A 23,353-nucleotide genomic window follows, 5' to 3' on the forward strand; every position below is an offset into this window, starting at 1 on the left:
CTGCTTTCTGTTCGGCCCAAATATCCCGGGGGGGGCGGGGGGCTGGCCCCCCGCTTCTTGCCAAGGTGAGCGATTGGATCCGCGCTTTGGAAGGCACGCAAGCTGGCCATGATCTGGCCCTTGCTTTGGCATTGCTCGCTGCGGTTTTGCATGCGCTGTTCGGGGCGCTGCAAAAGGGCAAGCATGACCCGTGGATGGCCCGCAGCGCGATTGATATCAGCTACGGGCTGATCGCGGCTCCCTTTGCGCTGTTCGTTTTCCCGTGGCCTGAACCGCATATGTGGGTCATTTTTGCGGGCGCAATGGTGATCCATGCGGGTTACAAATATCTCCAGGCCATGACTTACAGCCGGGGGGCCTATACAGTGGTTTATCCGGTCGTTCGCGGTACGGGGCCGCTGTTTGCGGTGCTGGGCGCTGGCGTCTGGTTTGGCGAGCATTTCAATACGGGCCAATGGCTCGGGCTTGCGACCTTGCTTGCGGGAATTTTCGGGTTGGCGGCTTATAACCTGCGCTACGTCACGGTGGCGCGTGAGACCTTGGTGCAGGCTTTGGGCCTTGCAGTGGCGACGGGCGGGTTTGTGGCGCTTTACACGACCTATGATGCCTATGGCATCCGCGCGACGCATGACCCATTCACCTTCCTTGCATGGTTTTTCATGATTGACGGGTTTTTCATGCCCTTATTGATGCGGCGCGAATTGCTGTCGTTGACGCGGGCCGAGGCTGTGCCCTTGTTCAGGCGCGGCGTGTTGGGCGCCTTTGTCGCGTTTTTCAGCTTTGGTTCGATCCTGATGGCGACCCGGCTGGATAAAGTGGGCGAGGCGGCGGTTCTGCGGGAAACTTCAACCGTTTTTGCAGCATTGATCGGTTGGTTGGTGCTGAAAGAAAAGGTAACAAGGGTGCAACTGGGGTTGATGGCCCTGATCGCGGCGGGCGCCGTGATTGTTGAGATGATGGGATAGAATATGGCGGATAAAAAGGTCAGCGGTGGGCTAAAGCTGTTTTTGGAACTGGGGCCGGTGGCCGCGTTTTTCATTGCCTATGTCAAGTTGAAGGGCCAGACCTTTACCATTGGCGGCACCGAATATGACGGGTTCATTCTGGCCACTGCGGGGTTTATTCCGCTTATGTTGCTGTCCACGGGCATTCTTTGGGTGCTGACGGGCAAGCTTTCAAAAATGCAGATCATGACGGTGGTTCTGGTTGTTGTATTTGGCGGGCTGTCGGTCTGGTTGAATGACGAGCGGTTTTTCAAGATGAAGCCGACCATGATTTACGCGCTTTTTGCCGGAATTTTGGGGTTCGGGTTGTTGCGGGGCGAATCTTATTTGAAGGCCGTGATGGGGGAAAGTTTGCCGATGCAAAGCGACGGCTGGATGATCCTGACCAAGCGTCTGACCTTGTTTTTTGCGGTTCTGGCTGTGTTGAATGAGGTGATCTGGCGCGGCTTTTCGACCGAAGTCTGGGTGAATTTCAAAACCTTTGGCCTGACGGCAGCGCTGTTTCTGTTTTTCATGACCCAGAGCCGGATTTTTGCCAAATATGGCAGCGAAGTGCCGAAAGATGATGAGTGAAAACGCCGAAAAAATACAAGCTGACCGCGCGCGGACGTTTTGGTAATATACTGATATAAAATAACAAACCTGTTTCTGTTTACCTGATGTTAAGCTTTGCACGCGGCATCGGTCGTGCCGATATTTGGCCTGCCGTGCGATTGTGCGCAATCCGGAAATCATGTTCGCGGCAATGCTGCATTCACGCCCTAGTGACGCCCCATTCCGTGCTTATCGCAGCACAAAAGGATGTGAATTGAGGAGCGTGTCATGGACAGGCGCATCTGGAAAGCACTGCAACTTTTTGCCATGCTTTTCACGAGAATACCGATGGTCGAAGCGCGGAGCATGCTGCCGTCGGCGGTTTTGCTGATTGCCTATCCGGCGCTGTGTATGATGTGGCCAGAGCAATCTGCGCTGGCCTTTAGCAGCGCGTTTGTATTGTGTCAGGCTGCGCGGCTGTCGCTGCGGTGGCGTGAGGTTATCTCGCGCGAGGCGCGGCGGGTGGATGCGGGGGCGGCGCGCAAGCGGCTGGTCGGGGTGGTTTTGATTCCGGTTGCGGTATTGTTTGCGTCGCAATATCCGGCTTTGTGCCTGCATGTGCCCAGCCTGATTGGCGCCGGTTTCGTGTTTTTGTTTGTCGTTGATGCTTTGGACGGCAGTTATTCGACCGTGCGGGCCTATTGGCCGAGCGAGACCTTTACCCGCTATGCGCGCGAGCTGACACTGGCGATGCTGGTGTTGCATCTGACCTATATTTTGCTGAACGAGACCATGATCCGGACGGTCACGCTTGAGGGGTGGTTGGTGTATTATGCGTTTTTGCCGGTGCTGCATCATGTTTTGCTGACGGCGCTGTTTCGCACGGTGCTGTTGATGTCGCCGGAAAGGGAACGCCGATAAACTGGCAGTGATGATCGGGCAGTGATGATCGGGTGGGGCGCTTGTGGCGGGCGGCAGAGCCTTCGGCGAGGATATTTAAGGATAGATGATGGGGGGTGCCGGTAAAGGTGCCCCCCGTTTGGTGCTTGGGTCAGGTTTTTTTGCCGAACATGTTTTTCTGGGCGTCGGTGTTTTTTGATACATCGCGGCGCAGGTCGGCGGCAAGGGCGCGGCCGCGGATGACGCCGGGGCGGGCAGAGAGCTCGGTCAGCCAGCGCGCGAGGTTGGGTTTATCGTCAAGCGTTTGTTCCTGACCTTCCCACAGCGAGGCCCAGCCCCAGCAGGCGAAATCGGCGATCGAGAGGAAATCGCCGGCGAGGTATTGGTGTTTGGCAAGCTGGCGGTCCATCACGCCGTAAAGTCGTGCGGTTTCAGCGCGGTAGCGGTTTTTGGCATAGGGCAGGTCATTCGGTGGGTCCATCGCCGGTGCGTATTTGAGGAAGTGGTGGGTTTGGCCCGCCATTGGCCCGAGGCCTCCCATTTGCCACATCAGCCATTGGTCGGTGCTGATACGGTCTCGTTCCGTTTTACCGTAGAACAGGCCGGTTTTGCGGGCCAGATATTGCAGGATGGCACCGGATTCAAAGATCGAGACCGGCGCATTATCGGGGCCATTGGGGTCGATGATGGCTGGCATCCGGTTGTTGGGCGCGATTTTCAGAAATTCGGGTTTGAACTGATCGCCCGCGCCGATGTTGATGAGGTGGAGGGTGTAGGGCAGGGCCATTTCTTCGAGTGCGATGCTGATTTTCCAGCCATTTGGCGTGGGCCAGTAGAAAAGGTCGATCGGGTCTTGCATGGGTATCTCCGGTTATTTGGGGTATCAAAGCCGAAAACCGCGCGGGCGGAAAGGGGTGTTGACGTAGCGCGGGTGTAGGCGTAATTGGGATTTGTGGCGCTTTGTTACCGGATTGCGGGCCACGTTAAATATTCCGCTAAAGAGGTTTCGGGATGTCCCGGCGCCTTTTGGGGTTGCCGGGTTTTTTTATGGCTGTGTCAAACGCAGGGGGCCGCAGAATGTCGAAAGAATGGAAAACGCGCACGCAGTTGGTGCATGAAGGCAGCCGCCGCAGCCAGTATGGCGAGATGGCCGAGGCGATTTTTCTGACGCAGGGCTTTGCCTATGACAGCGCCGAGGCAGCCGAGGCGCGGTTTATCAAAGCGGGCAATGACGAGTTTATCTATGCCCGTTATGGCAACCCGACGGTGCGGATGTTCGAAGAGCGGATTGCCGCGATCGAGGGGACCGAGGATGCCTTTGCCACGGCAAGCGGGATGGCGGCGGTTTCGGGTGCGCTGACGGCGATGCTGAAGGCGGGGGATCATGTGGTGTCATCCCGCGCGCTGTTCGGGTCTTGTCTGTACATTCTGGAAGAGGTTTTGGCGCGGTTTGGCGTGCAGGTGACCTTTGTGGATGGCACCGACCTTGCGGCCTGGGAAAAGGCCTGTGTGCCGGGGACGAAGGCGGTTTTCTTTGAGTCGATGTCGAACCCGACGCTGGAACTGATTGATATCGAAGCCGTTTCCAAGATTGCGCATAAGGTTGGTGCGTTGGTTGTGGTGGATAATGTGTTTGCGACGCCGATCTTTTCACGTGCGGTTGCGCAGGGTGCGGATGTGATTGTTTATTCCACCACCAAGCATGTCGATGGCCAAGGCCGCGCGATGGGCGGGGTGATTTGTGGCACGCGCGAGTTTATCCGCAAGGTTGTCGAGCCCTATATGAAGCATACCGGCGGGTCGATGAGCCCGTTTACGGCGTGGATCATGTTGAACGGCATGGCCACGTTGGATTTGCGGTGTCGGGCGATGGCCAGTGCTGCGGCAAAGATTGCGGCGGCGCTGGATGGCAATGCGCTGTTGGGCAGGGTGATTTATCCGGGGCTAGCCAGCCATGCGCAGGCAGAATTGGCGGCGCGGCAGCTGGGCGCGGGCGGGACGATGCTGTCGTTTGACATCAAAGGCGGCAAGGATGCGGCCTTCCGCTTTATGAACGCTTTGGAGATTATCAAGATTTCCAACAACCTGGGCGATGCCAAGACGATTGCCACGCATCCCTATACCACCACGCACCAGCGCCTGCCCGAAGAGCAAAAGGTGCAGTTGGGGATTACGCCGGGTTTGATCCGCTTGTCGGTCGGGTTGGAAGATCCGGATGATTTGATCGCGGATCTGATGCAAGGTTTGGCGGCGGTTTAGCGCCCTTTCATAAAATCCCCCCGCAGGTTGGCTTTGTCTGATATGCTGGGGGGGATAGTTGCTTTTTTGCGTGTGCGACCCTAAATCGTCATACGGGGCCGCTATGTCGGGCCAAAACCCATTGGGGGACGTGCAATGAACATCCATTCGCCAGAAGTTGACGCAAGCCCTAGCCGCGAAGAGGCCGAGGCCGCGCTGGCAGTTGTGCGCGCTTGGGAGGCGAAGGCCGGTGCGGCGTTGGGCTATCCCGAGCTTTCGGCTGACTATCCTGCCGGTTTCAAGGTGGATGCGGCGTATAAAGCGGGCTTGCCCGATTTGCAGAACGGTCCTGCAAGCCTGATCGTGGGCGAAAAGACCCTGATCCAGCATGTGGGGATTTCGAATTTCCGGTTGCCGATCCGTTATCATACGCGCGACGGGGCCGATGTGGTGCTGGAAACCAGCGTCACAGGCTCGGTCAGTCTTGAGGCCGAGAAGAAGGGCATCAACATGAGCCGCATCATGCGGTCGTTCTATGCCTATGCCGAAAAATCATTTAGCTACAAGGTGATAGAACGCGCTTTGGAGGATTATAAACGCGATCTGGACAGCTTTGACGCGCGCATCCAGATGCGGTTTTCCTTTCCGATGAAGATTGAAAGCCTGCGTTCGGGCCTTTCTGGCTGGCAGTATTACGACATCGCGCTGGAGCTGGTTGATCTGGGTGGCGTGCGCAAAACCATCATGCATCTGGACTATGTTTATTCCAGCACTTGCCCGTGCTCATTGGAACTGTCGGAACATGCGCGGCGGACGCGGGGGCAACTGGCCACGCCACATAGCCAGCGCTCGGTTGCGCGGATCTCGGTTGAGCTGGTGAATGACAAATGCCTGTGGTTTGAAGACCTTATCGACTTGGCCCGCGCCGCTGTGCCGACCGAAACGCAGGTCATGGTCAAGCGCGAGGACGAACAAGCCTTTGCCGAGCTGAACGCCGCGCATCCGATTTTCGTCGAAGATGCCGCGCGCAGTTTTTGTGCGCAGCTGCAGGCCGACCCGCGTGTGGGTGACTTTAGAATCGTCGCCAGCCACCAAGAAAGCCTGCACAGCCACGACGCGGTAAGCGTTTTGACAATTGGCGACACCTTTGCTGCGACCAGCCTTGACCCCAAGCTGTTCACGACTTTGTTTCATATCGGTTAATTTGGCCCCGTTTGCGGCGCAACTGACACATCTGCGCGCCTGCGATACGTGACCAATTGACGTTTTTGCGGCGCAAGATTACCGATACGCGCATTATGATCGACATACGCCCAGTTGCCTATGTGATCGGGCGCATCCTGATCGTGCTCGCCATATTGATGATGGCGCCAGCCGTGATTGATTTACGCGATGGAGATGCCAACGGCGCACGGATACTTGAGGCCGCGATGGTCACCGGCCTTGTTGGGCTTTGTGTGGTTTTCGCGACGCAAAACGCGCTGCGCGGCAACCTTTCGGTCAAACAAGCCTATCTGTTGACCACAGGCATCTGGGCGCTTGTGCCGGCCTTTGGGGCGCTGCCGTTCATATTTGGCGAGCCGCATTTGCAATTTACCGACGCCTATTTTGAGGCGGTTTCGGGCATCACGACAACCGGCGCCACGGTGATTTACGGGCTGGATGATTTGCCGGTTGGTTTGATCTTGTGGCGGGGGATGTTGAACTGGCTGGGCGGCCTTGGCATAGCGTTTATCGCGATGATTTTCTTGCCGTTGATGCGTGTGGGGGGGATGCAGTTTTTCCGTACCGAAGGTTTTGAAACCTTTGGTAAAGAACTGCCACGCGCCACTGACCTCGCAGTCGAATTGGCGCGGGTCTATGTGCTGCTGACGGTGGCCTGTATTTTAGGCTATACTTTGATTGGCATGACACCGCTTGATGCGATTGTGAACGGCGCGACAACGATTTCGACCGGTGGGTTTTCAACCTCGGATAAATCCTTGGGAAAATACCCCGGAGCTGGCGAATATGTTGGTACAATTTTCATGATTTTGGGGTCTTATCCCTATTTGCGCTATGTTCAATTGTTGCGTGGCGATGCCGGCCCTTTGTGGCGTGACCAACAGATCCGTGGCTATATGCGCTGGCTAGGGAGTGCAGCATTCATGGTGTGGGTGTGGCAAGTTTGGCGCACCGATATGGGGTGGGAGCCTGCCTTTCGCGAGACAATTTTCAACCTGACCTCGATCATGTCGAGCACGGGCTATTCCTCTGGCTCTTTTGCGACGTGGGGCGGGTTCATGATGATCGTGGCTTTTGTGATTGGTACGATCGGGGCTTGCTCGGGGTCATCGGCGGCGGGGCTAAGCGTGTTTCGGGTGCAGGTGGCGATGGCCGCCTTGCGGGCGCATCTGGCGCAGATCACCAGCCCTAACACCGTTACCGTGGTAAAATATGAGGGGCGGCGCGTTGAGAACGACGTGCTGAACGGGCTTATCCTGTTTTTCACCGGCTATATTCTGTTGCTTGGCACGATGACCGTAGCGGTATCATTGACCGGGGTTGATACGGTTTCGGCCTTGTTTGCGGTTTGGACAACGCTGGGCAACGTTGGCTATGCCTTTGGCCCTTTGGTGTTGCGAACCGGCACGTTCATTGATTTTCCACAAGGCGCGATTGTGGTAATGACGGTTGCGATGCTGTTGGGGCGGTTGGGTTTGCTGGCGATTTTGGTGATCGTATTGCCCAACTTTTGGCGCAAGTAGCTGCTGCAGCCGGCCAAGCGGTTGACAGCCACGCTGCGGGCCGTCAAATCTGCAAAATGATTGATCTTCGACCTGTTGGATATATCATCGGTTTGCTTATCGCCACGCTAGGGGCGATGATGCTGTTTCCTATGGCGTTAGATTATATGTCCGGCGATGACAACTGGATGTCATTTCTGGAAGCATCGGTTTTGACCTGCCTTGCGGGCGCGATGCTGGCCCTTTCCTGTGCCAATAGCAATGCAAGCGGGCAAGGCATCACCTTGCGCCAAAGCTTTGTTTTAACGACAGGAACATGGGTCATGTTGCCTGCCTTCGGGGCCTTGCCGTTCATGTTCGGCGCGCCCGAAGCCAGCTTTACCAATGCAGTATTCGAGGCGGTTTCAGGGGTGACGACGACGGGCACGACGGCGTTTGTCGGGCTGGATGCGCTGCCGCCCGGGGTGAACCTGTGGCGCGGGATTTTGCAATGGCTGGGCGGGCTGGGGATTGTTATCGTCGCCTTGATCTTTTTGCCGGTGATGAAGGTCGGCGGGATGCAGTTTTTCCGCTCGGAAGGCTTTGACACGCTGGGCAAGATTTTGCCGCGGGCGCTGGATATTTCGACTGCGCTGATCCAGATTTATATCGTGCTGACGGTGGCCTGTGCCGCGTCTTATTTCGCCTTGGGGATGAGCGGGTTTGACGCGGTGGTCCATGCGCTGACCACGGTTTCGACGGGCGGGTTTTCCAGCTCGGATATCTCATTCGGCAAATTCGAGCATTCGATGGAACTGGTGGCGATTGTGTTCATGCTGCTGGCTTCAATGCCGTTCATCCGCTTTGTGCAGGTGGCGCAGGGCAATTTTACCCCGCTGTGGCAAGATCCGCAGGTGCGGGCCTATATTCGTTGGAACATTTACGGCGCTTTGGCGGTCACGGCCTATGAGATGTATCATTTCGATCGCCCGTTTCTGGAATCCTTGCGTGAAAGCAGTTTCAACATTGTATCCACCTTTTCCGGCACGGGCTTTGCCTCGGTCGATTTGTCGACCTGGGGGCCGTTTCCGTTTGTGGTGCTGATCACGGTGGGGCTGATCGGGGGGTGTACCTCTTCGACCGGCTGTTCGGTCAAGGTGTTCCGCTATCTGATTTTGTTTGAGGCGATCAAAGTGCAAATCCGGCGGCTGCACAGCCCGTCAGCGATGCTGGATGTGCGCTATGCGGGGCGGCGCGTAGGTGACGATGTAATCGGCTCGGTCATCGTGTTTTTCACGCTGTTTATCCTGACCTTTGGCGTGGTTGCTGTGGCTTTGGCCCTGACGGGGCTGGAAACCAAAACCGCGTTTACCGCAGCCTGGACGGCAGTGGCCAATGTTGGCCCCGCCTTTGGCCCCGAGGTTGGGCCGACGGGTGCGGTAGACGGCTTTCCTGCGGCGGCGCGCTGGATCATGATTGGCGGCATGTTGGTCGGCCGGTTAGAGCTGCTGTCGGTTTATGTGCTGTTCCTGACGCGGTTCTGGCGCAATTGAGCCTGTGGATTACACTGAATTCCTGCGCCCTGCAGGCCACCCAAAACCCGCTTTGCGATTTCATCTTGGCAAAAATACCTAACAGTCGCAGGTAACACGTACGAACGGCACAAGAAAAAGGGGCGATGTAAGCACCGCCCCTATCCTTGTGTTTCTGCTGCGATCAAAGGCGGGTTATTCCCAGCACGATACCAGAACCGTCATTGATGTCGCCAGATCGGTTAGATCTTCGGGCGGCAGCGCGGTATTGCGGCTGGCCGCCTCGGTTGTGACCCCGGCGGCGGTCAGCATGGTTTTGATGCTGGCGGCGGTGTTCAGAAAAGATACCTCGCCCGGCAAGACGCGGCCGTTTTGTGCCTGAGCAGGCAGCAACATACCCAGCACGGCGCCTGTGCCATCAACCACCGGCCCGCCGGCATCGCCCGGCAAGGATGACAGCGACAGCCGCGCGATACCCGCTTCGCCGGCAAGGCCCGTGGTATCCTCAATCGTGCCATAGGTCAGCGTGGGCGAGGGCAGGGCGTCTTCATAGCTGTAGCCGGCCAATGCGACCTCGGTGCCGATACGCAGATCATCGGCCTTGAATGCGGCCACATGGCGCGGCGCGAGCTGTTTGGTCGGGGTCAGCAGCGCCAGGCCCAAAGCGGCATCCTGGGCTGTGACCGTTGCCTCGATGTCGCGGTCAAGCGTGATGCGGCCGCAGGATTGCAGCGCCTCAAGTGTTGTCAGCACATCGCCGGTCGGTGAAACAAAGAACCCGCTGCGCGACAGCCGTGGTTTGCGCACTTCCATACCGGCCAGCAGCGTGCGGCGTTGCACGTCATCCAGCGATACCAAGCCCGGATCAAGCGCACGCCCGCCGATGGTTTTAAAGCTGGCCTGCATGGCGGCAAGCGACCGTGCGGCCTTGTCGGCGGCTTCGGGCGTCCAGACCATCATATAGCCTTTGATAAGCCCGCCGCTTAGTTCGGCAAAGGCATGTGTTGCAAGGCTGTCATTGGCGGCGTCGATTGTGAAACCGTTGTCGGTCAGGCTGCGTTCGCCACCTTGCGGGATCACTTCGAGCGTTTGCAAAATGTCATAAAGCCCGCGCAGCGTGGCGCGGTCGCCGGGTTCGGAAATCAGCACCACGCGCAGGCCCGAGTTGTTCTTTTCGGTGAAATGCACAAAAGGCGGTTCGTAATGGTCAAAGCTGACAAGCGCGAGCGGTAGGGAAATCTCGATCCCTGCCTCTTCTTCGATCACGGTTTCCAGACCCAGCTCGGCAATGATCGCACGGCGGTCAGCGACGATTTGTTCGCGTTGCTTGGTGGTCATCACGCCTGTGGCCTCATGGCCGTTCGCCGCTTGCCACGCGGCCATAGAGGCGCGGGTGCCGCGGCCAAAGGCGCCGTCGATGGCGGAATCGTAAAAGCCGAACCATTGCAAGGCTGATTGCAGGTCGCGGCGTTCATCGCGGGTCAGGGCGGCTTCGGCACGTTGGGCCTCGGCCAGGGTTTCTTGGGGTTCGACGAAGGGGTCGATAACCGGTTCGGCCGCGGGTGTGGTGGCTGGTGCTGCATCGGGCGCGACTTCGGTAACGGGCGCGACGGTTGGTTCTGCTGCGGGGGCCACGATCAACGGCAGGGCCAAGGCGTCTTGGCCAACCGGCCAAAAGCCATCGCGGTATTGGTCGCCGCTTGCCACAAAGCTGTCGCCGGGTATCAGGTTGTCGCGGCGCAGGTCGCGCAGGCGGGCAAGGGCGCTATCGGGGTCATAGGGGCCAAGGGCTATGACATACCAGCCCGAGGCCATGCGAAACCCGGCCACATCGCTAAAGGCGGCAGAATAGGCGCGGGCGCGTTCTTCGGCTTGGGTCAGGGTTGGCTGGGCCTCAATCTGCACCCATGCACGGCTTTGTGCAAAGGCGCCCCCCCCGAACAATACTGCAAACATCAGGGCAAGGACTGAGATAAAATAGCGCATAAAGATCCCGTATTCGTGAACGCAAACTGCAATGGACGTGCGAAACCACAAATTTGCACAATTTACCAGACTGCGAGGTAAATTTGGCGTTATATCTGGGGCTGTTGTGGCGCTTTGGTAGAGTTTTTGCGCGCAAAAGCGGAAAGGCGGGGTGTAAAATCTGCGTTGGGCTGCGGGGCCGCATCGGGTGCATTGACCCTTTCGCCGGCTTTGCCTATGCAATGGGCAATCTGACACAGGCCTAGCCCCCGAGGTATACGCATGACCAATACGCCCAACGCTCCGCGCAGTTTTCAAGAGATTATCTTGCGCCTGATGACGTATTGGGCGGGCAAGGGCTGCGCCGTTATGCAGCCTTATGATATGGAGGTTGGCGCAGGCACGTTCCACCCTGCTACGACCCTGCGGTCACTGGGGGCAAAGCCATGGGCTGCGGCCTATGTGCAGCCGTCGCGCCGCCCGACCGATGGGCGCTATGGCGAAAACCCGAACCGCTTGCAGCATTACTATCAGTATCAAGTGCTGATCAAACCAAGCCCGCCGGATTTGCAAGACCTGTATCTGGGGTCTTTGCGCGCAATCGGCATTGATATGGACCTGCACGACATCCGCTTTGTCGAGGATGACTGGGAAAGCCCGACGCTTGGCGCTTGGGGACTTGGCTGGGAAGTGTGGTGTGACGGTATGGAAGTCAGCCAGTTTACCTATTTCCAGCAAGTCGGCGGCCATGATTGCCACCCTGTTTCGGGCGAGCTGACCTATGGGTTGGAGCGTCTGGCGATGTATATCCTTGGCGTCGATCATGTGATGGATATGCCCTATAACGACCCCGATGCGCCGATTGCCCTGACCTATGGCGATGTGTTCCGCCAGACCGAGCAGGAATATAGCCGCTGGAACTTTGACCAGGCCGATACCGACACGCTGCTACAGCATTTCAAGGATGCCGAGGCCGAATGTATCCGCACGCTTGCGGCGCCTGTGGCCGATGCGGCAGGGCGCAATATCATCATGGCGCATCCTGCCTATGACCAATGCATCAAGGCCAGCCATCTGTTCAACCTGCTGGATGCGCGTGGCGTGATTTCGGTGACCGAGCGTCAGGCCTATATTGGCCGGGTGCGGGCCTTGGCCAAGGCCTGTGCCGATGCGTTCGTACAGACAGAGGCGGCGGGTGCAAAGCCCGCGGTAGCCGCGCTGTGATTGGCAAGATTTATGTGGGTGTGATCGTGATTTCGGCATTACTGGCAGGCGCTGCCATTTATTATCTGCAGGTTTACGGGTTCTATTCGGAAATTGAGGCCAGCTCGCCAGCGGCTGAAATTCGCATGACGACGGTAGAAGGCGTGGCCGAACCGGTGATGATCGAAGGCTTTGAGGGCATTGACGCCGACAGCTCGCCCATCCGGTTTCGCGCCTGTTTCCGCACGCCGCAAAGCATGGCGATGATGACCGAAACCTATAAGATCTATGATGGTGCCACGCCGCTGGTCGCCCCCCGTTGGTTTGGCTGTTTTGATGCCAATGCGATTGGCGAGGCGCTGGAGCAAGGCCGCGCCGTTGCCTATCTGGGCGAGGAAAACATCGAATACGGTATCGACCGCGTTGTCGCCGTGATGGATGATGGCCGCGCCTTTGCCTGGAACCAAATCAATCATTGTGGGGCTGTCGTATTTGACGGCCAACCCGCACCCGAGGGCTGCCCCAAAGCCCCGCAGCCGGAGAATTAAGCCATGCCAGATATGCTTTTAGAACTGTTTTCCGAGGAAATTCCGGCCCGTATGCAGGCCCGCGCGGCGGCTGATCTGAAAAAGCTGGTGACGGATGGCTTGGTTGAGGCCGGTCTTACCTATGCCTCGGCCGGTGCGTTTTCGACGCCGCGCCGGTTGGTGCTGTCGATTGAAGGGCTGCTGGCCGAAAGCAAACCCGTGCGCGAGGAACGCAAAGGCCCCAAGGCCGATGCGCCCGAGGCTGCCTTGCAGGGGTTTTTGCGATCTACCGGCCTGACGCGCGACCAACTTGAGCTACGCGACGATAAAAAGGGCCAGGTGTTCTTTGCGGTGCTGGAAAAGCCGGGCCGCGCCGCGCCTGAAATCATTGCCGAGGTGGTGGAATCCGCCATCCGCAACTTCCCTTGGCCGAAATCGATGCGCTGGGGGGCGGGATCTTTGCGTTGGGTACGCCCGCTGCATTCCATCCTGTGCGTGCTGTCGGATGAGGGCGGAAATGAGGTTGTGCCGATCACCGTCGATCACCTGACATCGGGGAACACGACCATGGGCCACCGCTTTATGGCCCCCGCCCGCCTTACCGTGACCGGGTTTGAGGATTACACCGCCAAGCTGCGCCGCGCCTTTGTGATGCTGGATGCCGCCGAGCGTGAGGCCGCGATCTGGAATGACGCGCAAAATCAAGCCTTTGCGCAAGGGCTGGAAATTGTGCCGGATGCGGGGCTGCTGGCCGAGGTGGCAGGGCTGGTCGAATGGCCCGTTGTGTTGATGGGTAAGATTGGCGAGGCGTTCTTGGGCCTGCCTGCGGAAGTGCTGCAAACCTCGATGCGTGAACATCAAAAGTTTTTCTCGGTCCGCAACCCCAAGACAGGGCGCATTGAGGGCTTTGTCACCGTCGCCAACCGCGAGACCACCGACCACGGTGCGACGATTTTGGCAGGCAATAACAAGGTGCTGTCGGCGCGTTTGTCGGATGCGAAATTCTTTTGGGAAAACGATCTGCGCACGGTGAAAACCGAAGGGCTAGAGGGCATGGGCAAAGGCCTTGCCTCGGTTACGTTTCACAACAAACTGGGCAGTCAGGCCGACCGCGTGACGCGGATTGAGGCGTTGGCCCGCGAAATCGCCCCCATGGTCGGTGCGAAACCCGATCTGGCGGCCGAGGCGGCGCGCATCTGCAAAGCCGATCTGCAATCGGCCATGGTCGGCGAATTCCCCGAGCTGCAAGGCCTGATGGGTCGCTACTACGCGGCGGCGGCAGGCCATAATGACGGCGTGCCCGAGGCCTGCGAGATGCATTACAAACCGCTGGGGCCGACCGATGACGTGCCATCGGCGCCCGTTTCCGTGGCGGTGGCGCTGGCCGATAAACTCGATACCCTGACAGGCTTCTGGGCGATTGATGAGAAACCGACAGGGTCGAAAGACCCCTATGCCCTGCGCCGTGCTGCACTGGGGGTTATTCGGTTGGTGCTGGGGAATGGGGTGAGAACGAGCATCTCGCACTTGGTACATAGTTCTATTCCAAATTTCGGATTGGAGATAGCGGCAAGTGACGACGAAGATGATTACACCAATCTTGATATTGGCTTGAACCTTCTAGCCTTCTTCCACGACCGCTTAAAAGTATTCCTCAAAGACGAAGGCATCCGGCATGACATCATCGACGCCTGCATCGCGATGCCGGGCAATGATGACCTGACGCTGCTGGTCAACCGCGCCCGCGCGCTCAACGCTTTCATCACGTCCGAGGATGGCACCAACCTTCTCCAAGGCTTCAAACGCGCCAACAACATCCTGACGCAGGCGGAAACCAAGGATGGCGTCGAATATTCCTACGGGGCCGACATCAAATTCGCGGAAACCGATGCGGAACGCGCCCTGTTTGCGGCCCTCGACACCGCTGAATCCACCATCAAACCCGCAATGGAAGCCGAAGGTTTCGCCACAGCCATGGCCGAACTCGCCAAACTCCGCGCCCCCATCGACGCGTTCTTTGACACCGTTCAGGTTAACGCCGATTCCGAGGTCATCCGCCGCAACCGCCTGAACCTGCTGCACCGCATCCGTGCGGCCTGTGCCCCTGTTGCCGACCTCACTAAAATCGAAGGCTAACAGCCAAACGGCTTTCTTTTCGGCTAAAATATCCCACGGGGGTCCGGGGGGGTGAAACCCCCGGCTCTGCCCTTAGGTCCGGGGCCTCTTTCGGCTTTGGCAAACCAGTGCCACTGTAAAGCTTGCGTGAAAGGTCGATACAGGTATGCTGCGCCTGAACAGCACAGGATTGCCGCAGTGCAGAAACTCGACCCGATTACCGAATTCACCGAAATCACCCCGACAGCCGCGATTTCGGCGGCCACCTATGGTTGGCGCGCGAAATGCCTGCAAAGGTTGGTGCGGCTTGATATGCCGGTGCCACGTACTGTGGCCTTGCCTGCATCGGCGGTGCGGGGCATTGCTTTGGGGCGGGCGTTGGATTGCGCCGGGGTGTTGGCGCATTTCGGCGATGCGCCTTTGGTCTCGGTACGTCCCAGCCCGGCCGAGCCGGAATGGGGCGGGCCCTCGACGGTGCTGAATATCGGGATGAACGCGGCCCGTCATGCCGATTTGGTCAAGACCCAGGGGCAAGCCGCCGCCGATGCGCTTTATCTTCGATTTGTGCAAGGTTACGCGGTTCATGTGGCCCGTTTGGACCCCGACATGTTCGAAATTGCTGAACCTTCGGCACAGGCTTTGCGCGATGCCTTGCGCGCCTACCGCGATGAAATGGACGAGGACTTTCCCGAAGATCCGGCCAGACAATTGGCCGAGGTGCTGCGATCAATGGCCCGCGCGTGGGAGGGCACGTCGGCCCGCCTGTTGCGCCAATCCAAAGGCGCGCCTGAAAACGCGGCGCTGGGTCTTGTCGTGCAACAGATGGCGCAGGGTATCGGGCAAGGGGTTTCGGGCAGTGGCAGGATACAGTTTGTTGACCCCGTGACGGGCTTGGAACAGATTACGGGCCGTTACTTGGGGCAAAGCCAGGGCGGTGACATGAAAACGCGCGTGGCGGATGCGATCTACCTGACGCGCGACCCGCGCGGGCCCTCGCTAGAAGACCTTGCGCCCGAGCTGTTCGAAAGCCTTGCCCGTCAAGGCTCGGCGTGTCGCGTTAAATTGCGCGAAGAGATGCAGATCGAATTTACCATTGATGACAGCAAGTTGGCGGTCATTGATGCGGTGCGCGTGCCAAGATCCAGCCGCGCGGGGCTGCGCATTGCGGTCGATCTGGCAAAAGAAGGCATTATCACGCGCGAAGAGGCGCTGTTGCGGGTCGAACCCCGCGCGCTGTCCGAGTTATTGCACCCGCAGGTCGATCCGCGGGCACCGCGCGATGTGGTTGTGCGCGGAATCGGGGCCAGTCCGGGCGCCGCCACGGGGCGGATTGTGTTTTCCTCGGCGGCAGCACAAGCCAGTGCTTCGCGCGGCGAGCCGTGTATCCTTGTGCGCCGCGAAACCGCGCCCGAAGATATTCGCGGCATGCATTCGGCGGTTGGGGTTTTGACCGAACGCGGCGGCATGACCAGCCATGCGGCGGTTATCGGGCGGGGTCTGGGCCTGCCGTGCATTGTGGGCGCGTCGGACCTGCGGTTTGACATGAAAGACCACAAGATCACCACCAAGGCAGGGCGCAAATTTGTCGAAGGCGATGTGATTACGGTAGATGGCACCACAGGCGAAGTGCTGGCAGGCGCTGCCGAAATGCTGCCGCCTGCGCTGGACGACGCGTTCCGTACATTGCTGTCCTGGGCCGATGATGTGTGCGATATTGGCATTCGTGCCAATGCCGATACACCCGCCGATGCGCAAACTGCCCGCAATTTTGATGCGCAGGGTATCGGGTTGTGCCGCACCGAGCATATGTTCTTTGAAGAGGCGCGTTTGGTGGCCATGCGCGAGATGATCTTTGCCGATACATCGCAAGATCGCGCGGCGGCGCTGGCACGGCTTTTGCCTATGCAACGCGCTGATTTTGTGCAGCTTTTTGAAATCATGCAAGGTTTGCCTGTTTGCATTCGGCTGTTTGATCCGCCTCTGCACGAGTTTCTGCCGCATTCACGCGAAGGCCTGCGCGAGCTGGCCGAGGCGCTGGACCGCCCGCTGTCTGACGTGATGCGGCGGGCCGAGGCCTTGGCCGAATTTAACCCGATGTTGGGCATGCGCGGCGTGCGTTTGGGCATCGTGTTGCCCGAAATCTACGACATGCAAGCGCAGGCGATATTTGAGGCAGTGGTCGAGGTGGCGCGGCGCGGCGGTGCGATTGTGCCGGAAATCATGATCCCCTTGGTCTCTGCCAAGCGCGAGGTTGAACTGGTCAAACACCGCATTGATGCTGTGGCGAGCAATGTGCGTTCAGGCTCGGGAGTCGATTTCGCGTTCAAACTGGGGGTGATGGTTGAAACCCCGCGTGCGGCGTTGCGGGCGGGCGATATTGCCCAGCACGCGACCTTTCTGTCATTCGGTACCAATGATTTGACACAGATGACCTATGGCCTGTCGCGCGATGATGCGGGGCGGTTTATGAACACCTATGTGCAGCAAGGCGTCTATCCCGAAGATCCGTTCCACATTCTTGATGTTGAAGGCGTTGGGGAACTGCTGTTGATCGGCGCCGAACGTGGCCGCCAAACGCGCGAAAAGCTGACCCTGTCGATCTGCGGCGAGCATGGCGGCAACCCCGAATCAATTGCCTTTTGTCGCAAGGCGGGATTCGACTATGTGTCGTGTTCACCCTATCGTGTTCCGCTTGCAAGGCTGTCTGCAGCGCATTTGGCCCTGATGGATCGGGAAACGGAAATTGATTTTGAATCAATGGATTAGCGTGAATGGGCTGTTGGCGATGCTCCATTTTCCGCCTATAGATGTTGCAAAAATACAACATAGGATAGACTCGGCAGTATTTTTTCTCTAAGTGTCCGCTCGGTTAGCCAAGGGTGTCCAGTGAGTCGGGCACATGTTTGCAGGTATTTTTTGCAGCGGCGACCGAGTTGAAACGATAGGGACGACACCAATGAACGTGCGATTAAGCTGCTTGGGCGGAATGGCCTTTTTGATGGTTCTAGCTGGTGCTGCAACCGCTGAAACCTCGGTCAGCCGCTCAAACAACCCAACCGAAAAGCTTGGTTCACTGATCGGGGCGGAACAGCGCGCCCTGGGCGCATTGCCCGAAAATATGCTGGTTGATAAGCGTCCAAAGGGTGCGGCCGCCCGTGTCAGCTATGACCGGGGTTGGATTGCCGCGCAGCCCGGCGCAAAAGGTGGCGAGCAGTTCGCCTGTCTTGCCAAGGCGCTGTATTTTGAAGCGCGTGGCGAGTCGGTAAAGGGCCAGTTTGCCGTGGCCGAGGTTATTTTGAACCGCGTTGATAGCAACCGCTACCCGAATTCGGTTTGTGGCGTGGTTAATCAAGGCGCAGGCAGCGGCGGTGGTTGCCAGTTTTCCTTTGCTTGCGACGGCCATGCCGATACGATCCGCGAAAAGGCAGCTTATGCAAGCGTTGCCAAAGTGGCGCGGGCGATGATGGACGGGGCGCCGCGCGCGCTGACCGGTGGTGCCACGCATTTCCACACAACCAATGTTCGGCCCAACTGGGCACGCCGCTTTCCCAATACGGCAAAGATCGGTAGCCATCTGTTCTACCGTCAGCCCTCGGCATAAGCCAAATATGTCGTGCCCTGCGGATGATGGGGCGCGATAAGACATAGCCGGGCGGAGGCTTGCGTGCTATTGCAGCCGTGACTTTCGCCACCAGAAGTGAGCTATGACCTCTAACCCTGCCTTTGGACCCCTTGAAACGCGCGCCGCAGCGATGGCGCGCGGCTATGACCGTATTTCCGTGCGCGATTACGTGGTCGAGGTGGAAATCGGTGCCTTTGCGCAAGAGCGTGGCCTGCTGCAAAAGGTGCGGTTCAACATTGTGGTTGAGGTGGCTCCGGTGCCGCAGCCGTTGGATGATGATGTCGATCTGATCCTGTCCTATGACCGGCTGACAGAGGCGGTGACGCAAGAGCTGGGGGCCGAGCGCAACAACCTGTTGGAAACGCTGGCCGAGCGGGTGGCCCTGCGGATATTGCGCGAGCGGCAGGCGATGCGGGTTTTTGTGCGGATCGAAAAGATCGACCGTGGCCCCTATGATCTTGGTGTTGAGATCATGCGCGACAAAGAGGCGGTTGAGGCAAGCGCGGATGACGCGGCGCCGCGCCCTCGGGTGGTCTTTGTTGCGCCTGCTGCCATGGGGCAACTGGCGGATTGGATTGCGGCGCTTGATACGCAAGTGCCGCTTATTCTGGCTGTTGGTGGCCTTGGCTTGCCTTTGCCGCAGGCGGCAACGCCCGAGGCGCAGCGCCGGATTGATCTGCTTGCGCTTGAGCAAGCAGCCTGGGCGCTGGCCAGTCAGGATGCGCGTTGTTATGTCGTTGCCACACGGACCGAGCTGGATTGGGCGCAAAAGAATGGCCAGATTAGCGTTTGGGCGCCCTCGCGCATGGTCATGGATGCGGTGAACGGGCCGCAGGGTGATGGGCTGGCGCTGGCGGTGTGGCTGGCCGAGCAATTGCAGGCGGTGGAACTGGTTGTCATCGGGGCTGCGGCGCCTGTTGCGGCTGTGCCGGTAACTGTGCCGGTGCGGGTGATGGGGGCAGGCAAATGACACGGCGCTATGGGGCTGTTCCGTGTTTCGGCGGGGGCGGGGTGCCTTTGGCGGGCAGCGCTTTCGTGCGTTTTCAGGCGGTTATGTCGTTTCAAGGCGCTGATGCCGTGCCATTGCACGAGGTGCCTGAAGCGGTATTGACCCGTTTGTCACAGCTGCGACCGCCGCTGTGCGGCTTGGCGCTGGACCGACCGCGCATCATGGGAATTTTGAACGTCACACCTGACAGCTTTTCGGATGGTGGCGATTTGGCGACGGTGCAGGCGGCGGTGGCGCGTGCGCAGGCCATGGCGGCCGATATTCTGGACATCGGTGGTGAGAGCACGCGCCCCGGTGCGCAAGCGGTTGGTGTTGCAGATGAAATCGCACGTGTTGCGCCAGTGATCCGCGCGCTGCGCGATGCAGGTATTACGACCCCGATCAGCATTGACACGCGCAAAGCCGCTGTCGCCGAGGCGGCGCTGGATGCGGGTGCAGATATTGTGAATGATGTTTCCGCCTTTCGCTATGACCCCGAGCTTGCCGATCTGGTGGCGGAACGTGGCGTTCCGGTGTGCCTGATGCATTCCAAAGGCGACCCCGCGACGATGCAGGATGCGCCGCGCTATGATGATGTGGTGGCCGAGGTGCTGGACCATTTGGCCGAGCGGATGGCGTTTGCCGCCGCACGCGGTATTGCGCGCGACCGGATGATCGTTGATCCCGGCATCGGTTTTGCGAAAACGCAGGCGCATAATCTGGCGCTGTTGGCGCATTTGCCATGGCTGCATGATTTGGGCGTGGCGGTGTTGCTGGGGGCGTCACGCAAAAAGTTTATCGGCACGATTGGCGGGGCCGAGATGGCAAAAGACCGGATGTCGGGTTCTGTGGCTGTGGCGCTGCATGGGGCGGCGATGGGGGTGCAGATTTTGCGCGTGCATGACGTGGCTGAAACCGCGCAGGCGCTTGCGCTGTGGCAGGCGATCAACGCGCCGGTTTGTGCTGGCTAAGGGCCAAGCCGGTCAGAATAAACGCAAGGGCGGCAAAAAAGCGCAATGGCAGATCTTCGCCCAGGATGGTTGCGCCAAATATCACCGACCAGACAGGAACCTGATAGCTGGTCAGGGTCATAAACCCAGAGCCGGCCGAGCGGATGACCAGCACGCGCAGCAAAGCGGCAAGCGCAGTGGGCACCAAGCCGAGCAGAATGATCGCGGTGCCGGATTCGGCGCCCGCCCAATGCGGCACGCCTTCCATCAGCAGCATCATCGGGATCAGTGGGACCGCGCCGATAACAAGCGAGGTTGCCGCAAGGGTGATCGGGTCGATCTTGGGGCAGCGGCGGGTCAGGATAGATGCAAAGGCATAGCAAAGCGCCGCCGCAATACAGGCCAGACGCGGCAAAACCAACGGCCCACCGCTAAGGATATCTGGCCCCAGCAAAATGATGGTGCCGATAAAGCCAAGGCCAAACCCCAGTGCCTTGTTGCGGTGCAGGGTTTCGCCCGCAAAGAAAAAAGCCAAGGGCAACACGAACAACGGCACAGCAGCCATTGAAAGCCCCGCAAATGCCGAGGGAACAAAGCTTTGCCCCCAGCTGAGCAGCGAAAAGGGGACGGCCGAAGATAGCAACCCGATCGGGACAAGGTAGGCCCAGAGCTTGCTATCGCGCGCGGGCAAAGGGCGTTTGAGGGCAATGGCGAGGCTGGTGAGTGCGACAGCGCACAGTACGACGCGGGCTGTTGCCACTGTGATCGGACCATAGCCGCGAAGGGCGAATGAGATCACCATGAACGTGCCACCCCAGACCACGCCAAGGAAAAGTACAGAAATCCAGTCGCGGCGGGTGGGTGTTTGCATTGTATAAGTCTCTATCGAAAAGGGGGGCCAAATGGCCCCCCAAAAGTTCGAATAGTGTAAGCCTTAGTTGCGGGCTTTATCAACCATTTTGCCTTTGGAGATCCAAGGCATCATGTCACGCAGCTTTTTGCCAACGAGTTCGATCTGGTGCTCGTCGTTCGAGCGGCGCGATGCTTTGATCGTGGGCTGGCCAACAGCGTTTTCCAGCATGAAGTCGCGCACGAATTTGCCGGACTGGATGTCGGACAAAACAGCTTTCATCCGGGCCTTGGTTTCGTCGTAAGGCAGGATGCGCGGACCGGAAACATACTGGCCATACTCGGCGGTGTTCGAGATCGAGTAGTCCATGTTGGCGATGCCGCCTTCATAGATCAGGTCAACGATCAGTTTCACTTCGTGCAGGCATTCAAAGTAAGCCATTTCAGGCTCGTAACCAGCCTCAACCAGCGTTTCAAAGCCCATGCGGATCAGTTCAACCAGACCGCCGCAGAGAACAGCTTGCTCGCCAAACAGGTCGGTTTCACATTCCTGACGGAAGTTGGTTTCAATGATGCCCGAACGACCACCACCGATGCCCGAGCAATAGGACAGGCCCAGTTCCATCGCTTTGCCGGTTGCATCCTGATGAACGGCAACAAGGCAAGGCACGCCGCCGCCTTTGGTGTATTCGCCGCGCACGGTGTGGCCTGGGCCTTTTGGTGCCATCATGATGACGTCAACGCCGGCTTTTGGCTCGATCAGGCCGAAATGCACGTTCAGGCCGTGGGCGAATGCAATCGCAGCACCTTCGCGCAGGTTGTCATGGACGTATTTCTTGTAGGTTTCAGCCTGCAATTCGTCGGGCATGGTGAACATGATCAGGTCGCACCAAGCGGCTGCTTCGGCGATACCCATAACTTTCAGGCCTTCGCCTTCGGCTTTTTTCGCCGATGGGCTGCCTTCGCGCAGGGCAACAACAAGGTTTTTCGCGCCGGAATCGCGCAGGTTCAGCGCATGGGCGTGGCCCTGCGAGCCGTAGCCGAGGATCGCGACTTTTTTATCTTTGATCAGGTTGATGTCAGCATCACGGTCATAATACACGCGCATAGTTTTTTCCTTTTGGTTTGGGCTTTCGCCTTTGATGGGGGCAGAATAGGGGATAATGCCGTGTAGCGGCTGCAAAGTTTGACGTATTTTGCGAAATATGAGAAAGATCATTCGTCAAATACCGGAATATGAAAAATTCATGCAAATAGACGATACCGACCGCCGCATCTTACGCCATTTTCTGGCCGATCCCGCCTTGGCCAATGCGCAATTGGCCGAGCGGGCAGGGGTGACGGTTGCCACTTGCTGGCGGCGACTGGAAAAGATGCAAGAGGCGGGGCTGATTGCAGCACCCGTCGCCATTATCAACTGGCGGGCCTTGGGCTATGAGGTCGAGGTTTCCTTGCGCTTTAACCTTGATAAAACCGAGCCCCGCGCCTTTGACGAGTTTCTGGCTGCGGCGCGCGACGTGCCGGAAGTCATTGGAATTGAAACTTTTTTAGGCCGCGTGGATGTGCGCCTGAACGTGATTGCCCGCGATATGGCGCAATATCAGGACATCTATCGCAAGCGCATTTTAACCCTGCCACATATCGCCGATATTGAGGCCTTGATGCTGATAGCGACCATAAAAGACGAAAGTGCCTTGCCACTATGATTGACCTAGATGACCTTGATCGCGCCCTTTTGCGCAGCCTGTCACGTGATGCGACGACCAGCGCGGGCGAGCTGGGCCGCCGTTTGGGCCTAAGCCAGCCTGCCGCGTGGCGGCGGATCAAGCGCATGGAAGAGGCGGGAATCATCGCGGGCAGGCGGGTTGAGGTGGACCGCCCTGCGCTGGGGTTCGGCGTGACGGTGTTTTTGGGCGTGAAACTGGCGACCAAGGGCCGTGTGTCATTGGAGGATTTTGAGCGCGCGGTACAGGCTATTCCCGAGGTGCAGATTGTGCAGCACGTTCTGGGCCTGTTTGACTATCGTTTGCGGGTGGTTGCCCGCGACATTGCCGATTTCGAACGTGTCTTGCGGCGGCGGATTATGACGCTGCCGGGTGTGGGGCAGGTAGAGGCAAATGTGCTGCTGACCGAAGAAGTGCGGCCGGGGCCGTTGGGCTAAGCGCCGCAGCCTGCGCGTTTTTGCTTGAAATCAGGCGCGATCTGCTTTGAAACAGTGGGA

The 23,353-nt window shown here is 58.6% G+C and carries 20 protein-coding genes and 1 riboswitch; of the genes, 16 read left to right on the forward strand and 4 right to left on the reverse strand.

Annotated features, from left to right (window positions below; translation table 11 throughout):
- The first annotated feature begins 65 nt into the window (after positions 1 to 65).
- From AKU79_RS09020 to AKU79_RS09030, 3 genes are all read left to right on the forward strand, one after another.
- On the forward strand, positions 66 to 965 hold the full coding sequence (locus AKU79_RS09020) for a DMT family transporter (RefSeq protein ID WP_050523265.1): 900 nt from the start codon (positions 66 to 68) through the stop codon (positions 963 to 965).
- Between the two features lie 3 nt (positions 966 to 968).
- Positions 969 to 1,577 carry an inner membrane-spanning protein YciB gene (locus tag AKU79_RS09025; RefSeq protein ID WP_050523266.1) on the forward strand — a complete coding sequence of 203 codons (609 nt, stop codon included), beginning with the start codon at positions 969 to 971 and terminating at the stop codon, positions 1,575 to 1,577.
- A gap of 249 nt (positions 1,578 to 1,826) precedes the next feature.
- Entirely contained in the window at positions 1,827 to 2,459 is a 633-nt protein-coding gene (locus AKU79_RS09030) for a hypothetical protein (RefSeq protein ID WP_050523267.1), read from the forward strand.
- Positions 2,460 to 2,589: 130 nt separating this feature from the next.
- Here AKU79_RS09030 and AKU79_RS09035 read toward each other — a convergent pair whose 3' ends face one another.
- A complete protein-coding gene (locus AKU79_RS09035) occupies positions 2,590 to 3,297 on the reverse strand; it encodes a glutathione S-transferase N-terminal domain-containing protein (RefSeq protein WP_050523268.1) in 708 nt (235 codons plus the stop codon).
- A gap of 83 nt (positions 3,298 to 3,380) precedes the next feature.
- Positions 3,381 to 3,458, forward strand: a riboswitch (SAM riboswitch).
- Between the two features lie 57 nt (positions 3,459 to 3,515).
- On the opposite strand from AKU79_RS09035, the gene metZ reads away from it, so the two are divergent.
- The 4 genes from metZ (at position 3,516) to AKU79_RS09055 (ending at position 8,934) form a co-directional block, all read left to right on the forward strand.
- Positions 3,516 to 4,697 carry an O-succinylhomoserine sulfhydrylase gene (gene metZ, locus AKU79_RS09040; RefSeq protein WP_050523489.1) on the forward strand — a complete coding sequence of 394 codons (1,182 nt, stop codon included), beginning with the start codon at positions 3,516 to 3,518 and terminating at the stop codon, positions 4,695 to 4,697.
- Positions 4,698 to 4,832: 135 nt separating this feature from the next.
- Complete coding sequence (folE2, locus tag AKU79_RS09045; RefSeq protein WP_050523269.1) at positions 4,833 to 5,879, forward strand: GTP cyclohydrolase FolE2; 1,047 nt, start codon at positions 4,833 to 4,835, stop codon at positions 5,877 to 5,879.
- Between the two features lie 95 nt (positions 5,880 to 5,974).
- Positions 5,975 to 7,423, forward strand: coding sequence for a TrkH family potassium uptake protein (locus AKU79_RS09050; protein WP_050523490.1), 1,449 nt, complete (start codon positions 5,975 to 5,977; stop codon positions 7,421 to 7,423).
- Between the two features lie 56 nt (positions 7,424 to 7,479).
- Entirely contained in the window at positions 7,480 to 8,934 is a 1,455-nt protein-coding gene (locus tag AKU79_RS09055) for a TrkH family potassium uptake protein (protein WP_050523491.1), read from the forward strand.
- Between the two features lie 174 nt (positions 8,935 to 9,108).
- Here AKU79_RS09055 and AKU79_RS09060 read toward each other — a convergent pair whose 3' ends face one another.
- Positions 9,109 to 10,899 carry a serine protease gene (locus AKU79_RS09060; protein ID WP_050523492.1) on the reverse strand — a complete coding sequence of 597 codons (1,791 nt, stop codon included), beginning with the start codon at positions 10,897 to 10,899 and terminating at the stop codon, positions 9,109 to 9,111.
- Between the two features lie 261 nt (positions 10,900 to 11,160).
- Between AKU79_RS09060 and AKU79_RS09070 the strand changes: the two genes are divergently transcribed.
- The 7 genes from AKU79_RS09070 (at position 11,161) to folP (ending at position 20,304) form a co-directional block, all read left to right on the forward strand.
- Positions 11,161 to 12,102 (forward strand): glycine--tRNA ligase subunit alpha, encoded by a 942-nt coding sequence (locus AKU79_RS09070; RefSeq protein WP_050523271.1) that lies wholly within the window; start codon positions 11,161 to 11,163, stop codon positions 12,100 to 12,102.
- Positions 12,099 to 12,629, forward strand: a complete 531-nt coding sequence (locus AKU79_RS09075; protein WP_331458380.1) for a DUF6446 family protein — start codon at positions 12,099 to 12,101, stop codon at positions 12,627 to 12,629. The genes AKU79_RS09070 and AKU79_RS09075 overlap by 4 nt, the downstream gene beginning before the upstream one ends.
- 3 nt (positions 12,630 to 12,632) lie before the next feature.
- The gene (glyS, locus tag AKU79_RS09080) at positions 12,633 to 14,744 is read left to right on the forward strand and encodes a glycine--tRNA ligase subunit beta (RefSeq protein WP_050523272.1); all 2,112 of its coding nucleotides are present in this window, start codon (positions 12,633 to 12,635) and stop codon (positions 14,742 to 14,744) included.
- Between the two features lie 177 nt (positions 14,745 to 14,921).
- The gene (locus AKU79_RS09085) at positions 14,922 to 17,489 is read left to right on the forward strand and encodes a putative PEP-binding protein (RefSeq protein WP_082223984.1); all 2,568 of its coding nucleotides are present in this window, start codon (positions 14,922 to 14,924) and stop codon (positions 17,487 to 17,489) included.
- Between the two features lie 190 nt (positions 17,490 to 17,679).
- On the forward strand, positions 17,680 to 18,324 hold the full coding sequence (locus AKU79_RS09090; protein ID WP_231580135.1) for a cell wall hydrolase: 645 nt from the start codon (positions 17,680 to 17,682) through the stop codon (positions 18,322 to 18,324).
- Positions 18,325 to 18,427: 103 nt separating this feature from the next.
- Positions 18,428 to 19,315, forward strand: coding sequence for a dihydroneopterin aldolase (locus tag AKU79_RS09095; RefSeq protein ID WP_050523274.1), 888 nt, complete (start codon positions 18,428 to 18,430; stop codon positions 19,313 to 19,315).
- Positions 19,312 to 20,304 (forward strand): dihydropteroate synthase, encoded by a 993-nt coding sequence (folP, locus tag AKU79_RS09100; protein ID WP_050523275.1) that lies wholly within the window; start codon positions 19,312 to 19,314, stop codon positions 20,302 to 20,304. Before AKU79_RS09095 ends, folP begins: the two co-directional genes overlap by 4 nt.
- On the opposite strand, the gene AKU79_RS09105 is transcribed toward folP, so the two are convergent.
- Positions 20,279 to 21,154: a DMT family transporter gene (locus AKU79_RS09105; RefSeq protein WP_050523276.1), complete on the reverse strand. Its 876-nt coding sequence runs from the start codon at positions 21,152 to 21,154 to the stop codon at positions 20,279 to 20,281. The genes folP and AKU79_RS09105 overlap by 26 nt on opposite strands.
- A gap of 63 nt (positions 21,155 to 21,217) precedes the next feature.
- Positions 21,218 to 22,240, reverse strand: coding sequence for a ketol-acid reductoisomerase (ilvC, locus tag AKU79_RS09110; protein ID WP_050523495.1), 1,023 nt, complete (start codon positions 22,238 to 22,240; stop codon positions 21,218 to 21,220).
- 139 nt (positions 22,241 to 22,379) lie between these two features.
- Between ilvC and AKU79_RS09115 the strand changes: the two genes are divergently transcribed.
- Positions 22,380 to 22,838 carry an Lrp/AsnC family transcriptional regulator gene (locus AKU79_RS09115; RefSeq protein WP_050523496.1) on the forward strand — a complete coding sequence of 153 codons (459 nt, stop codon included), beginning with the start codon at positions 22,380 to 22,382 and terminating at the stop codon, positions 22,836 to 22,838.
- On the forward strand, positions 22,835 to 23,293 hold the full coding sequence (locus AKU79_RS09120; RefSeq protein WP_050523277.1) for an Lrp/AsnC family transcriptional regulator: 459 nt from the start codon (positions 22,835 to 22,837) through the stop codon (positions 23,291 to 23,293). The genes AKU79_RS09115 and AKU79_RS09120 overlap by 4 nt, the downstream gene beginning before the upstream one ends.
- Positions 23,294 to 23,353: the final 60 nt, after the last annotated feature.

The organism is Pseudorhodobacter wandonensis (assembly GCF_001202035.1).
In the GTDB taxonomy this organism is placed as follows: Bacteria; Pseudomonadota; Alphaproteobacteria; order Rhodobacterales; family Rhodobacteraceae; genus Pseudorhodobacter; species Pseudorhodobacter wandonensis.